The 14,992-nt window shown below is 62.1% G+C and carries 12 protein-coding genes; all 12 read left to right on the top strand.

The annotated features are described in order from the left end of the window. Positions 1 to 17: 17 nt before the first annotated feature. Positions 18 to 800 carry an SDR family oxidoreductase gene (locus tag CGZ66_RS35725; protein ID WP_095091302.1) on the top strand — a complete coding sequence of 261 codons (783 nt, stop codon included), beginning with the start codon at positions 18 to 20 and terminating at the stop codon, positions 798 to 800. Beyond that, on the top strand, positions 797 to 2,335 hold the full coding sequence (locus CGZ66_RS35720; RefSeq protein ID WP_095091301.1) for a mannitol dehydrogenase family protein: 1,539 nt from the start codon (positions 797 to 799) through the stop codon (positions 2,333 to 2,335). Before CGZ66_RS35725 ends, CGZ66_RS35720 begins: the two co-directional genes overlap by 4 nt. 139 nt (positions 2,336 to 2,474) lie before the next feature. Further along, positions 2,475 to 3,389, top strand: coding sequence for a sugar phosphate isomerase/epimerase family protein (locus tag CGZ66_RS35715; protein WP_095091774.1), 915 nt, complete (start codon positions 2,475 to 2,477; stop codon positions 3,387 to 3,389). Positions 3,390 to 3,546: 157 nt separating this feature from the next. Further along, positions 3,547 to 4,581, top strand: a complete 1,035-nt coding sequence (locus CGZ66_RS35710; protein WP_095091300.1) for an ABC transporter substrate-binding protein — start codon at positions 3,547 to 3,549, stop codon at positions 4,579 to 4,581. Between the two features lie 167 nt (positions 4,582 to 4,748). After that, positions 4,749 to 6,323, top strand: a complete 1,575-nt coding sequence (locus CGZ66_RS35705; RefSeq protein ID WP_095091299.1) for a sugar ABC transporter ATP-binding protein — start codon at positions 4,749 to 4,751, stop codon at positions 6,321 to 6,323. Next, positions 6,320 to 7,294 carry an ABC transporter permease gene (locus CGZ66_RS35700; RefSeq protein ID WP_095091298.1) on the top strand — a complete coding sequence of 325 codons (975 nt, stop codon included), beginning with the start codon at positions 6,320 to 6,322 and terminating at the stop codon, positions 7,292 to 7,294. The genes CGZ66_RS35705 and CGZ66_RS35700 overlap by 4 nt, the downstream gene beginning before the upstream one ends. A gap of 88 nt (positions 7,295 to 7,382) precedes the next feature. Beyond that, a complete protein-coding gene (locus tag CGZ66_RS35695; protein ID WP_095091297.1) occupies positions 7,383 to 8,369 on the top strand; it encodes an ABC transporter permease in 987 nt (328 codons plus the stop codon). 527 nt (positions 8,370 to 8,896) lie between these two features. Then, positions 8,897 to 9,562: a hypothetical protein gene (locus CGZ66_RS35690; RefSeq protein WP_095091773.1), complete on the top strand. Its 666-nt coding sequence runs from the start codon at positions 8,897 to 8,899 to the stop codon at positions 9,560 to 9,562. Between the two features lie 94 nt (positions 9,563 to 9,656). Next, entirely contained in the window at positions 9,657 to 12,632 is a 2,976-nt protein-coding gene (locus tag CGZ66_RS35685) for an OmpA family protein (protein WP_245331363.1), read from the top strand. Between the two features lie 13 nt (positions 12,633 to 12,645). Next, entirely contained in the window at positions 12,646 to 13,140 is a 495-nt protein-coding gene (locus CGZ66_RS35680; protein ID WP_095091295.1) for a Rab family GTPase, read from the top strand. 3 nt (positions 13,141 to 13,143) lie between these two features. After that, positions 13,144 to 14,214, top strand: coding sequence for an adenylate/guanylate cyclase domain-containing protein (locus tag CGZ66_RS35675; protein WP_095091294.1), 1,071 nt, complete (start codon positions 13,144 to 13,146; stop codon positions 14,212 to 14,214). Positions 14,215 to 14,510: 296 nt separating this feature from the next. Next, positions 14,511 to 14,978: a winged helix-turn-helix domain-containing protein gene (locus CGZ66_RS35670; RefSeq protein WP_095091293.1), complete on the top strand. Its 468-nt coding sequence runs from the start codon at positions 14,511 to 14,513 to the stop codon at positions 14,976 to 14,978. Positions 14,979 to 14,992: the final 14 nt, after the last annotated feature.

Below are 14,992 nucleotides of genomic sequence, written 5' to 3'. Positions count from 1 at the left end.
TTGTTCCGGGAGGAGGAATGGAGCTTCAGCTCAAAGGCAAGGTGGTGCTGGTCACCGGCGCGACGCAAGGCATTGGTCGAGCGATTGCCGAAACGCTTGCGCGTTCGGGCGCCGGTGGTCTGCTGGTCACCGGTCGCGAGAAGGCGCGCGGCGATGCCGTGGCAGCCGAGCTTTCGCGGCTCGGCACGCCCACTGTTTTCGTCGCCGCCGACCTCTCCGACCCCGAAGCCCCTGCCCTGCTGGCGCAAGCCTGCATCGATCGCTTCGACCGCATCGATGGCCTTGTCAACGCCGCCGGCCTGACCGACCGCGCGTCCTTCCTCGATGCCGACCTCGATGACTGGGCAGCGCTGTTCGCCGTCAATGCGCGCGCACCATTCTTCCTCATGCAGGCGGCGATTGCCGATATGAAGAAGCGCGGCCAGGGCGGCGCCATCGTCAACATCCTGTCGATCAATGCCCATTGCGGCTCGCCGGAGCTCGCGGTGTACTCGGCCACCAAGGGCGCGCTGGCGACGCTGACCAAGAATGCCGCCAACGCCCATCGCTTCGACCGCATCCGCGTCAACGGCATCAATGTCGGCTGGACCGACACACCGGCCGAACGCACCATGCAGGCCGAGACGCTCGGCAATGGTCCGGGCTGGCTCGACGCCGCCAAGGCCTCGCAGCCTTTCGGCCGCCTGTTCTCGACAAGCGATGTGGCGAACCTCGCCGTCTTCCTGCTTTCCGACGCGGCCGGACCCATGACCGGCACGCTGGTCGACCAGGAACAGTGGGTGATCGGGGCGAACCGGTGAGCGTCGCCCTCTCCCCCGAGACACTTGGGCCGGCGCTGCTCGCCCGGTTGCCTGCCGCCGTCCAGAAACCGGCCTATGACCGCGCGGCGCTCGCGCCCGGCATGGCGCACCTCGGCGTCGGCGCCTTTCACCGCTGCCACCAGGCCGAATACACCGACGATCTGCTGGCCAGCCATTTCGACCGCTGGGGCGTCGTCGGCATCAACATCCGGCCACCCCGCCTCGCCGACACACTCGGCCGTCAAGGCGGTCTCTACACGCGGTTGATCCGCGAGAACGGCAACGTCGAGGCGCGCGTCATCGGCAGCATCATAGAGGTCGTCGACAGCCAGGCGAGTGCCGCACCCGCGCTCGGTGTGCTGTCCTCCTCCGACATCGAGCTGGTGACGACGACGGTGACCGAGAAAGGTTATTGCCACATCCCGTCCAGCGGCGAACTCGATCTCGACCATCCCGACATCGTCCACGACCTCGCCAACCCCGAGAAGCCACGCAGTGTGCCCGGGCTGTTGGCGCGGGCGCTGGAATTGCGCCGGGCGACACATGGCCGGCCGCTGACGCTGCTCTCCTGCGACAACATCCCGGCCAATGGCATTATCCTGGCCAATGTCGTGCAGGCTTTTGCCGAACGGCGCGGCAATGGCCTTGCCGACTGGGTTTCGGCCAACGCCGCCTTCCCGTCGGCCATGGTCGACCGCATCGCGCCGGCGGTCACGCAAGCCGACCACGACGGCGTCGAGCAGCGTTTCGGCTACCGAGATGCCGCGGTCGTCGTCGGCGAGCCGTTCCGGCAATGGGTGATCGAGCAGAAATTCGCAGGCCGCGTGCCGCGCTGGGATCGGGTCGGCGCCAGCTTCGTCGACGACGTCACGCCGTTCGAACATCTCAAGATGCGGGTGCTCAACGGCGCCCAGACGACGCTTGCCACGCTCGGCGTGCTGGCCGGCCTCGAACACACATTCGATGCCATCGCCGACCCGCTGCTTTTGGCCTTCGTGCAACGCATGCTTGTCGAAGAGACGCTGCCGACGCTGCTGCCGGTGCCGGGCATGGAACCGCTGGCCTATGTCGCGCAGAGCCTCGGGCGGCTGCGCAATATCGCGATCCGCCACCGCAACCACCAGATTGCCACCGACGGTTCGCAAAAGATCGTCCAGCGCCTGCTCAACCCGATCCGCGATCGCCTGAGCCAGGGCCAAAGCATCGCGCTGCTGGCGCTCCCGGTCGCCGGCTGGATGGCCTATCTGATCCAGGCCTCGGTACGGTTCGGCAAACGCTGGCCGGTGTCGGACCCCTATGCCGGCAAGGTCGCCGACATATCGGACGCAACCGGCCGCGATCCACAGGCACTGGTGGCCGGCATCCTTGCCATCGACACGATTTTCGAGCCCGGCCTTGCCGCGAACGATGTGTTCCGCAGGTCCGTCACATCAACGCTCGGCGAGCTGCTGTCGGACGATCCGATGGCCGCCGTCAGACACAGTCTGGAACAGGGCGAGGCGGTACGGTTGAAGCGGCCCGCACAATCGGCATAGTGGAAGTCGGTCATGAAGCCACGACGAGAGCAATTCCAGGAAAAGTGTGAAACGGTTTTCCGCCCGGAATTGCGTCAAAAACAAAGGGATAGAACGGTTCCTCGTTCCGTGAAACGATAAACTGTTCAGGGGAGGCATGATGAAACTTGGACTGCTCACCGCACCCTTCGCGGAGACGCCGCTTGGCGAGGTCGCCGGCTGGGCAAGCTCCGCCGGCTTCGAGGCGCTGGAAATCGCCTGCTGGCCGAAATCGTCGGGCGCCAGCCGCCGCTATGCCGGCACCAGCCACATCGACGCCGCCTCGACTTCCGCCGCGCAGGCTAGGGAGATCGTCGCCTCGCTGGCGGAGAAGAACCTCTCGGTCTCCGGCCTCGGCTACTATCCCAACCCGCTGCACCCCGACGCTGCCCACCGCGAGGCTGTCATCGGCCATCTCAAGAAGGTGATCGTGCTGGCCGCCAATATGGGCGTAACTGTCGTCAACACTTTCTGCGGTGGCGATGCCGCCAAGACCGTCGACGTCAACTGGCAGGAGGCGCTCAAGATCTGGCCCGAAATCGTCGCCCATGCGCGCGGCCATGGCGTCAAGCTCGCCTTCGAGAACTGCCCGATGATCTTCAGCTATGACGAGTGGCCGGGCGGGCACAACATCGCCTATTCGCCGCAGGTCTGGCGCCGCATCCTGGAAGCCTGGGGCGGCGATGTCGGCATGAATTTCGACCCCTCGCATCTGGTCTGGCAGATGATCGACCAGGCCCGCTTCATCCGGGAATTCGGCCCCTACATGCTGCATGCCCACGCCAAGGACCTGATGATTGATCATGATGGACTCTACGAGCGCGGAATCCTCTCGGCTGGCATAGGCTGGCAGGTGCCGCGCATGCCGGGGCTCGGCGATGTCGACTGGAGCGGCTTCTTCTCCGGCCTCTACCGGGCCGGCTATGACGGACCCATCATCATCGAACACGAGGACAGGCGATTTGAAGGCAGCGACGATCAGGTGAAGCGCGGCTTCCTGCTTGCCCGCGATGTGCTGCGTCCGTTCGTAAAATGACGGCGCAAATGCATGTCGCCCAAAGCGCGGAGGAGCGATTTTGGGACAACGACATGCATGGAACAAGAACTTAAGGCGCGCAGCCTGAATCACTTTCTAAGCGGCACGCTTCAACGACTTGGAACTGAACTGAAAAACAATGTGGAGGAAATCTGAAATGAAGAAATATCTGACCATGGTCCCGCTACTTGCCGGCGCGGCCTTCCTGGCCTCAGTGGGCGCTTCGTCCGCCGCGGGCAAATACACCATAGGCATCTCCAACACCGTGCAGGGCAATGGCTGGCGCGAGGAGATGGTCTGCGCCATGAAGGCGCAGGCACTGGCCTCCGGCGAGGTCGCCAAGCTCAACATCGCCCACCGCAACACCGATGCGGCCGGCCAGCTCGAAGACATCCGCAACCTGATCAGCGCCAAGGTCGACGCCATCGTCGTCAACCCGGCCGATCCGGCCGGCATCAAGGCGGGCCTCGAGGAAGCCACCAAGGCCGGCATCGTCGTCGTTGCCGTCGACCAGGCGGTCACCGAACCGTCGGCCTACATCATCTCCAACAACCAGGAGCAGTACGCCTATCTCGGCGCCAAATGGCTGTTCGGCCAGATGGGCGGCAAGGGCGAAGTGTTCTACATGCGCGGTGCCGCCGGCGCGTCTGCCGACAGCGACCGCGACAAGGGCTTCAAGAAGGCGCTGGCCGAATTCCCCGACGTGAAGGTCGCACAGGAAGTCTTCACCGGCTGGCAGCAGGACCAGGCCAAGCAGCAGATCCTTTCCTTCCTCTCGACGGGAACGCCGATCAACGGCATCTGGACCTCCGGCATCGACAACGTCATCGTCGACGCGCTGGTCGAGTCGCAGGCGCCGCTGGTGCCGATCGTCGGTGCCGACAATGCCGGCTTCGTCGGCCAGTTGAGTTCGGTCAAGGGTCTCGTCGGCGCCGCAGTCACCAACCCCGGTTCGATCGGCGGCGCTGGCGTGACGCTGGCGCTGCAGATCCTCGACGGCAAGAAGCCGGCACAGCAGACCGTGCTGGTCGAGCCGCAGCTGTGGGAGAACGCCACCGACGAAGGCAAGGCCAAGCTGAAGGCCGCCGCCGACCCGTCGCTGAGCCCCGAATGGCCGGTCTCGATCTCGATCCCCGACTGGACCACCTACACCAAGGACCAGATCGTCGCCTGCAAGGGCCCGGGCGAGTAAGTCTGGGCTTTCGCTAACGGCCGTCGGTCGGCGCCGCCCCTCACCTGCCTGCCGGCATCCTCTCCCCGTATAGAGACGGGGAGAGGAACGTCGTCGTCCGGCAGGACAGTGAGGGGCGGCGCTGACATTCGCAGTGATCCGAGCACGCAACCCGAGAACCACCGGATTTGACCAGCAACCCGCTCCTCGACGCCACCGGCGTCGCCAAGAATTACGGCGCCGTTGCCGCGCTGCGCAACGCATCGCTGTCGGTGCTGCCGGGCGAGGTGCACGCGCTGATGGGCGCCAACGGCGCCGGCAAGTCGACGCTGGTGAAGATCCTGACCGGCGCTATTCCTGCCAATGCCGGGCGTATCCTGATCCGTGGCGAGGCCCGCGACATACGCTCACCCGCCGCCGGCCGCCGCGCCGGCCTTTTGCCCGTCTACCAGGAACCGTCGCTGATCCCCGATCTCGACGTCCTGTCCAATCTGCGGCTGACCGGCACGCCGGTCGAGCCGTTCCGCGCCTGGGTGCGCGAACTCGGCATTCCCGATCTCGATATCCGCGACACCGCCCGCGACATTCCGCTGGCCGTGCTGCGCGTGCTCGACCTGGCGCGTGCGCTGGCCGTCGAGCCCGACGTGCTGCTGCTCGACGAGATGACGGCGGCGCTGCCCGCCAACCTTGCCGAAAAGGTGCTGGAAGTGGTGCGCCGCCAGGGCGACAGCGGCCGCGCGGTGATCTTCATCTCGCATCGCTTCGTTGAGATCTCGGCGCTGTGCGACCGCGCCACCGTACTGCGCGACGGCGAGACCGTCGGCGTCGTCGACATCGTGCCCGGCGTCGAGGAAAAGATCGTCGAGCTGATGCTCGGCACACGCATCGTCAAGACCCATGTCGCCGCCCGCAGCGCTGCCCAAAAGGCTGCGCCCGCCCCTGCCCGCCCGCGGCTGGCGGTGCGCAATCTGCGCGTCGGAACCAAGCTCAACGATGTCTCTTTCGATCTCGCCGATGGCGAGGTCGCCGGCGTCGTCGCGCTTGAGGGCCAGGGCCAGGACGAGCTGTTCGCCGCTCTTGCCGGCTCGATCCGTCCATCGGGCGGCGCAATAGAGGTCGACGGCCAGCCGGCGAAATTCTCCCACCCGATCGACGCCATCCGCGCCGGCCTCGCCTATGTGCCAGGCGACCGCGCCGAGGCGCTGGCCATGCAGCGCTCGGTGCGCGAGAACATCGCGCTGCCCTTCAGTGCCGCCTTGCGCAACTGGGGGCCGATTGCCATGCGCCAGGAGCGCGCCAAGGTGGTCAGCGCCATCGCGCGGCTGCAGATCGATACCCGCGCGCAAGGGGAAGTGCAGCGTCTCTCCGGCGGCAACCAGCAGAAGGTGACCATCGCCCGCTGGATCGCCGCCGACACACGGACCTTGCTGTGCTTCGACCCGACGCGCGGCATCGATGTCGGCACCAAGCAGGAGATCTACAAACTGCTGCGCGAGGTCGCCGGCCACGGCAAGTCGGTGCTGTTCTACACCTCCGAACTGGAGGAGGTGCAGCGTGTCTGCGACCGCGTCATCGTGATCTTCGGCGGCCGCGTCGTCGACATCTTCGCGGTCGAGGAGGCCGACGAGCCGGCGCTGATGCGCGCCGCCTACGGCCTGCCGCGCGGCGCCAAGGCCGATATCGGCATTTTGGCAGATCCCCACTCGTCTTCCGCGGAGAGCGCGAGTTCCTCGGATTCGAACACGCCGGGGGCAACGCCATGAGCCATTTCCTGCGCCGCCAGGGCTGGGTCGCCGGCCTGTTCGTCCTCTTCGTCCTCCTGTTCATCACCACAAAACTGATCCAGCCGGCCTATGGCAGCGGCGATTTCGGCTCGCTGGTGCGCGCCGTGCTGCCTTACGCCTTTGCGGTCGCCGCCCAGACCGTCGTCGTCATCGCCGGCGGCATCGACCTGTCGGTCGCCGCCATGATGGCGCTGACCAGCGTCACCGCCGCCTCGATGATGTCAGGCGCCAGCGAAGAATACGCGCTGTTCGTGGTGCCCTTCGTGCTCGCCATGGGTTTCGTGCTCGGCGCCATCAACGGAATGCTGATCGTCGTCACCCGGGTGCCCGACATCGTCGTCACACTCGCCACTCTGTTCGTGCTGCAAGGCGCTGCCTTGTTGGTGCTCAATGCGCCAGGCGGTGCCGCGGCCGAATGGCTGAAGGCGCTGATCTCGGGCACGGTGCCGATACCCGGCCTGCCCGACGGCATCGATGCCTGGCAGCCCAAGGCTTTGCTGCTGCTCATCGTCTGCCTCTGCATCATCTGGATACCGCTCAGGCGCTCCCGCCTCGGCCTCTCCATCTATGCCATCGGCTCGAGCGAGCTGGCGGCGTTCCGCAGTGGCGTGCCGGTGGCACGTACCCGCATCATCGCCTATGCGCTGTCGGGCCTGTTCGCCGCTTTTGGCGGGCTGGCTCTGACCATGAGCACCGGCATCGGTGCGCCCATTCCCGGCCCCTATCTGCTCGCCAGCGTCGCGGCGGTGGTTCTCGGCGGCGTCGCACTCGGCGGCGGCAAAGGCGGCCTGCTCGGCCCCATCGTCGCCGTCTTCGTGCTGCGGCTGGTGCGCACCGACCTGACGCTGCTTGCCATCGACCCCAACGTCACCGCCATCATCGAAGGCGCCATCATGGTCGCCGTGGTGATGTTCGGCGCCTTCATCACCATGCGGAGCCGGCAGTCATGAGTGAGCATGAAATGGGGCGCCATGGAGCACCATCCTCTCCCGTCAACCGAACCAACATCGGGCGAAACCAATCGCGAGCACGAGCGTCATGAGCACAACCGCGATCTCTCCCCAACCTGTCCCCTTCGGCCGCCGCGTAAAGCGCTTCATGGCCGACCGCCCGCTGATCCCGCTGATCATCCTGCTCGTCATCCTGGTGGTGATCCTGCAGGTCCTGCGCCCCGGCATCGTCAACGAGCGCTGGATCGCCAACACCATCAAATTCGCCATTCCCTTGGCGATCCTCGCCGGCTGCCAGACCATGACCATGCTGACCGGGGGCATCGACCTGTCGATCGGCACGGTGGCGACGATGAGCGCCTTCATCATGGCCACGCAAATCGTCAACCAGGACCCGGCGGTGGCCTTCGCGCTGGCGATGATGCCGGCGGTGCTGATCGGACTGGTCAACGGCATCGGGGTCGGCGTCTTCCGCGTCCATCCGCTGATCATGACGCTGGGCACCAGCCTGATCGGCACCGGCTGCCTGCAGGTCTACCAGCGCACGGTGATCGCGTCGGGCGCCAGGATACCAGACTTCCTCGCCTGGCTCGGCACCGGCCTGACTTACGGCATTCCCAACGCGCTGCTGCTGTTCGTGCCGCTGGCCGCACTCATCGTCTTCACGCTCAGCCGCACCGGCTTCGGCCGCCTGCTCTACGCCGTCGGCGACAATGAGCGCGCGACGCGCCTCTCCGGCGTGCAATACTGGCAGGTCATCACCGCGCTCTATGTCATCTCCAGCGTGCTCGCCGGCATCACCGGCCTGCTCTATATCGGCCTGATCAAAGCCCCTTCCCTGTCGCTCGCCGAACCGCTGGTGCTGCCTTCGGTGGCGGCAGCCGTGATCGGTGGCACCTCGATCTTCGGCGGCCGCGGCGGTTACACCGGCACCATCATCGGCGCCCTGATCCTCACCGTGCTGACGACGTTGCTGACCATCCTGCAAATGCCGGAAGGGGCCAGGCGGATCTTGTTCGGGCTGATCGTGCTGTTCGTGACGGCGGCGTATTTGCGGATCGTGGAGGAGCGGTAGGGCGTGGGCGCGGAACCGAATATCCGCGCCACGCCGCGTTTCGGCCACAGAGGCAACAGGCAGCCTTGCCGCCGACAACCGTCGCTGTCCCCGGCATTCTCGAACAGCCATTCTCCGTCCCGAAAGAAGACCTTCCTTGTTAGCTTTGGGTTCGCATCGGAAGCAGACGGTCGCAGTATACAGCTGGATGTGAGGCAGTACGCGCGCCGACAGGTCCGCGAGTTTCGATGAATCGAAAGAGTCTGCGAAATCTATATAAAATATAGTACCTATAACAGAAATCGTATTGCACTTTTCGCAAGTAGATTGCGCACAACGGGCGATTTGCCTGGCCGGCGTTGGCCGCCACTACAAAGAAATACAAGAGTGACGCCAATCGGAACTCGTGCCTTTGTTGCTGGTTCAAGAGGCGAAAAGGGGACGCTGGGATCGGCTTAAGCTAGGAAGATTCCAGCTTGCGGCATGGCTAATTTACTGACATATTTATCTGTTTCCGAGTTTTGCACTATGGCAATTGGGGCAAAAAGATGGCCAAGGAATCTGCGAATGCCGCTTCTCCAGCAGTTAAAGCGGACGTAAATCTGATGGGTAATGCGGAGGGTAACGGGCTGAACTTCATGGCGGCCCAGGCTCGAGAGGGCGGAGGCTCCGGCGACGCTGTAGGTGTCGACAAGATACGCGATCTGCTGTTCGGCAACCAGATGCAGGACTATGACCGCCGGTTTTCCAAGCTTGAAGAACGGTTCTTGCAGCGCTTCAAGGATGTCGAATCCGAGGCCAAGCGCAATCTCGAAATGTACGAGTCAAATGCAAAGAAGCAGGTCGAATCGCTTGCGGCGCAATTGCGGAACGAAAAAGACGCACGAGCCGAGGCCGACAAGGAGATTGACCGGAATCTTCGCGAGCAAAATCAGGCACTTGAAAAGCAGGTGCGCGCGTTGTCGGATCAATTGAGCGAGCTTGAGCGCGACGTTGCCGATCGGATGAATCGAAATGATCATTCGCTGCGTGAGGATATCAAGCAAAAGAATGAAACCGTTCAGATGATCATGGAGAAAATGTTCTCCGATCTCAGCAACGTCAAGACCGACCGAAATCTTTTGGCTGGTCTGTTTGTCGAGGTTGCAAAATGTCTGAATCAGGATCCCGTCGGTAACAAGAACAACTCGGAACGCAGCTGGAAAGTGAGTTGATCGGAATTTGACGTCAACCGTCGACCCAGTCAACCTTCCTCAAAGTACAGCCTCGAACGATACCGAGATTGATCGCGAGGCTCTGGCTAGGCTGTTGGTCGAAATTGCCCGGAACGTCGATCCGGACAATCATGCGCATTTCGACGTTCCAGCCGCCGACCATCGCATGGACACACTTCGCGAGCTGCTGGTCGGCCGCGAAATTTCTGAGCTTTCACGCGTTACGCACCTGCTCGACGAACCCGAGCAGCTTGCGGCCGCAGTGGGGGACGTTCTCCCCAGCGCAGCCGCATCGGCGTCTCATGCGCAACTCGGCGAGGCCTTTGCGCCAGTTGTCGAGCGGGCCGTGCGACGGTCCATCCAGAAGAACCCGCGCACGCTGACGGATATATTATACCCGGTGTTTCTGCCGGCTATTCGCAAGTCGATCGGCGAAAAGATCGACCAGACCTTTCAGTCGCTGAACGAATCTTTAAGGCATATATTTACCTGGCATGGACTTAAGTGGAGATTTGAAGCCTGGAGGACAGGAACGAGCTTCTCAGAAGTTGTCCTTAAGCATTCCCTCTCCTATCAAGTAGAGCATGTCTTTCTCATTAACCGCAATTCCGGGCTATTGATTACACATGTAGCCGCCGAAAATGCAACGAGCGAAGACCCTCAACTAATTTCTTCGATGCTTAGTGCAATTCAAGATTTTGTAAAAGACTCATTCAACGAGAAAGAACAGAGCGGACTGGACACTATCCGTTTCGGGGAGCTTCGCCTTTGGTCGGAAGTTGGACCGTTTGCGACCTTGGTTGCGGTGATCCGCGGAAATCCGCCAGAGGAATTACATGAAATAATTCGCGACGTACTGCTTCGCATCCACGATGAGAGCTCAGAAGCTCTAGAGCAGTTTGACGGCGACAGTTCGCAGTTGGCCGGCGTAGAGGCGCAGCTACAGACCTGTGTTGAACTGAAGCACGAGGATTCAAACGAGGGATTTCCGTGGCTGGTGGTGGCTGCAGTCCTGCTGGTTTTGGTACCTGCAGGCGGTTGGTTCTTTCTTTCCTGGCAAGCCGGGCAGCGCTGGCAGGCCTATGTGTCGCGACTGGAGACCCAGCCGGGCATCATCGTTGCGGAACACCAGATGCGCGGCGGCCAATTCTATATCGCCGGCCTGAGAGACCCGCTTGCCGCCGACCCGCAGTCGCTGTTGTCCGGAACGCAGGTCGATCCCGCTCGCGTTCATTCGCAGTGGCAATTCTATCAGAGCCTTGAGCCGGAGTTCGTTTTGAAGCGGCTGACGGCGTCGCTGGCCCCGCCGGATACAGTACGACTTTCAATCGTCAACGGTCGCATCGTTGCCGAGGGTGAGGCTCCCGACACGTGGATCGACCGGGCGCGGGCCGCCGCCCAACAACTTTCGGCAGGCGGGCCGGTCTTCGATATCTCCAAGGTTCGTGATGTGAGCCCCGAAGCACGCGCGGCGGAGCGCTGGCAGGCCTATGTGTCGCGGCTGGGGGCCCAGCCGGGCATCATCGTTGCAGATCAGAAGATGCGCGATGGCCAATTCTATATTGCCGGCCTGAGAGACCCGCTTGCCGCCGACCCGCAGTCGCTGTTGTCAGGAACGCAGGTCGATCCCGCCCGGGTTCATTCGCAGTGGCAATTCTATCAGAGCCTCGAGCCGGAGTTCGTGTTGAAGCGCCTGACGGCGTCGCTGGCTCCGCCGGATTCGGTACGGCTTTCGATCGTCAATGATCGCATCGTTGCCGAGGGTGAGGCTCCCGACACGTGGATCAACCGGGCGCAGGCCGCCGCCCAGCAGCTTTCGGCAGGCGGGCCGGTCTTCGATATCTCCGGGGTTCGTGATGTGAGCCCCGAAGCACGCGCGGCGGAGCGCTGGCAGGCCTATGTGTCGCGACTGGAGACCCAGCCGGGCATCATCGTTTCAGAACAAAAGATACGCGGCGGCCAATTCTATATTGCCGGCCTGAGAGACCCGCTTGGCGCCGACCCGCTGTCGCTGTTGTCCGGAACGCAGGTCGATCCCGCCCGGGTTCATTCGCAGTGGCAATTCTATCAGAGCCTCGAGCCAGAGTTCGTGTTGAAGCGGCTCACGGCGTCGCTGTATCCGCCGGATACAGTACGATTTTCGATCGTCAATGATCGCATCGTTGCCGAGGGTGAGGCTCCCGACACCTGGATAGATAAGGCGCGCGCAGCGGCCCGACAGCTTTCGGCAGGCAGACCGGAATTCGACATCTCCAAGGTTCGTGATGTGAGCCCCGAAGCACGCGCGGCAGAGCACTGGCAGTATTATGTGTCGCGACTTGAGGCCCAACCGGGAATCATAGTCGCCCAACAAACGGCGAGGGGTGGACATTTCTACATTTCCGGCCTGAGAGACCCGCTTGCCGCCGACCCGCAAGCTCTGCTGTCCGGAACGGAGGTTGATCCTGCCCGCGTTCATTCACAGTGGCAATTCTATCAGAGCCTTGATCCGAAGTTCGTGGTGAAGCGGCTGACGGCGTCGCTGACCCCGCCGAAATCGGTTCAGGTTTCGATCGTCCAGGGTCGCATCGTTGTCGTGGGTGAGGCTCCTGCCGCCTGGATCACCCGGGCGCAGGCCGCCTCCGAGCAACTTTCGGCGGACGGAGTGGTTCTGGATGTCTCGCAGCTGCGTGAGCTGAACCTTGCAGAACTTAATTATTTGAGGGAAGCCATCCAGACGACCGATATTTTCTTCTCGTCCGGCAAAGTTGTGCCGGGACCAGAGCAGGTGCCGGTTCTCGACAGGTTGGCGGATCAAATCAAGGAATTCGCCCAGAATGCCCGCAAGTCAGGCGTAACAGCGCGGTTCATGTTAACCGGGCATTCGGACGCCACTGGCCGTGAGACGGCCAACGCGTCGATCAGCGCCGCCCGCGCCGAGACAGTTCGCGCGCTTCTCAACAAGCGCGGCGTCCCTCCGGAACTGCTGCTGGTTCGGGGCGCGGGAACTTTCGAGCCGTTGGTGCCTGAAAATATTCAAACTGGTAGCTCCACCAATCGCCGGGTTTCGGTTACGGTAAACCTGGACTAGGGCGGGGCCCACGATGCTGCAAAAAAAGATCTGCATGTTGGGCGGGTTCGCTGTCGGAAAGACGAGCCTGGTGCGCAGGTTCGTGCAAAGCATCTTTTCGGAAACCTACTTGACCACGGTGGGAGTGAAAATCGACAAGAAGAGTGTCGTACTCCCGGATAAAACCGTGGATCTGATTTTGTGGGATTTAGCCGGCGAAGACGATATCGGCTCATTCCGTGTCAGCTATGTGCGAGGTGCGACCGGGCTCGTGCTTGTCGTCGATGGAACCCGCGCCGCCACTCTTGCCGTGGCGCTCACGCTGCGCGAGCGGGTCGAAGCCGAATTCGGGCCTATGCCGTTCGTGTTGCTGTTCAACAAATCCGATCTGGCCGATCGGTGGGCAATACCGGATAGTGAGATTGACGGACTGAGGCAACTTGGATGGCAAATCTATCTGACAAGCGCGCTTTCGGGTGAATGTGTCGATGATGCGTTTCGTCAGCTTGCTTCGATGGTCACTGAATAGACCATGCATGGATTGCCAAGAGAAGTCAGAAGCTGGATTTTCAACTTCTTCTACCGTGAGCACTCTGTCGCATATCTGAAAATTGACGCGGAGCTTTGCATCGCTGCGAAGGGCGGCAACCTTAAGCACTACGGGCTCTCATCACTTCGCATTGGCAAACCAGTTAGCGACCAGCTTGAATTCATGGAAGGCTTGCTGCCTTGTCCGGAGCTTCCATTTCATATGGCCATGATCGAACTGCCCGGCGGGCGTGTCGCGGACCTTCACCTTTTTGCTGACGATGACTGCGTGTGGCTGCTCGTTCTTGACGCCACCGCCGAACGCGACAACAGGCAGCGGCTTCAACAGAAGGCTTATGAAATGACGCTCCTGCAAGAGAGGGAGCGTCAACTCAACGAGAAATTGCGATCGACGAACGAGGCGTTGAGGGAGAGCCAGGAGGGATTGTCGCGTGAATACCAGCGCGCCGAAACCTTGCTCCTCAACATTCTTCCGGCGTCGATCGCGGAGCGGCTAAAGGCGCACGAACAGATTGCAGACAACCACGCGGAGGTGAGTGTGCTTTTTGCCGACATCGTCGGTTTTACGGAAAGAGCGCGCAGCGTCGGAGCCGTGACGACGCTCGCTATCTTGAATTACTTCTTCAAGGTGGCGGATCAGCTCTCGGAACGATATGGCTGCGAAAAGATCAAGACAATCGGCGATTGTGTGATGGTGGTCGCCGGCCTGCCCATCGCGCGATCCGATCATGCGGAAGCCCTTGCGCACTATGCACTTGAACTGCGCGAGGCGGGTCGGCGCGAACGGTTCGCAGGAGAACCGCTAAGACTGAGAATTGGAATTCACTCAGGACCGATCGTCGCCGGCGTCATAGGCAAAAAGCGGTTTGCCTATGACCTGTGGGGCGACACCGTCAATCTCGCCTCACGGATTCAAACGTCCGCCGAGCCCGATGAAATCCGTATTTCGGATGCAACTCACACACTGCTTGGACCAGATTTCGCTTGCGACCCACTCGAGGAAACCGAATTGCGTGGCACAGGTCGCGTGCGCATGTGGCGGCTGCTGGCCTGATTTGCCGCTTGGCAGTGCCAACCCTGCAGCGCATTTCATTTCAAGCCAGTGAATGTCCTCAGAGGGTGCGCGAAGCAGTTGACAACCGTGCGACCGCCGAAGGTCTGTCCTGGGCGATCTCGGATTGTCTCGCCATCTTTCGCCAAGCCCACCCGGCAAGACACGCTCCGTGAACCAAAAGAATGACAGTCACGGGCGCTTCTCTTTGCAAGCTTAAGTCGGGTTGCCGTCAACTAGAACGGGGCCGCTCCCATATCTGGGACCGATAAGGTAGACTGCAGCATCGGAAGACGGCGATGCACCATTCGTTTGGACAATTCGAACTTGATGAAGCTGCCCGCAAACCGTCCCTGGAGGGCGTTGGGCAGAAAATCCAGCCGCTTGTCTTTGACTTGCTCGTATATCTGGTTCGCAACGCAGGCAGAGTTGTACCCAAAGAGGAGTTGATGGACGCTCTTTGGCCGGATGTCATTGTGACAGAAGCTTCGCTTCAGCGGGTGGTTAGCCTTACACGCAAGGCCCTTGCAGCGGGCGGATTGCAGGACGCAATACACAGCTACGTCCGCCACGGCTATCGCTTCGCTATCGATGAGCCAGGACTGGGCTACGTGCGGCCTGCCACGTTCGCGGGGGATGACAATCTTGCGCAGGCCCGCAGGCTAGCGGCGGCACGCGATTGGAGCGCGGCCGCAAAGCTCTTCGCAGGTCTTGGGGATATTGAAGCTCTCTCCGGCCGATATCGATCTTTGGGCTTTGGTCGTTGAATGCGGAGGGCGGC

This window comes from Mesorhizobium sophorae (assembly GCF_002270415.1).
Classification (GTDB): Bacteria; Pseudomonadota; Alphaproteobacteria; order Rhizobiales; family Rhizobiaceae; genus Mesorhizobium; species Mesorhizobium sophorae.
Note: the sequence above shows the minus strand (reverse complement) of the source record. Positions and strands in the feature narration are given on the sequence as shown.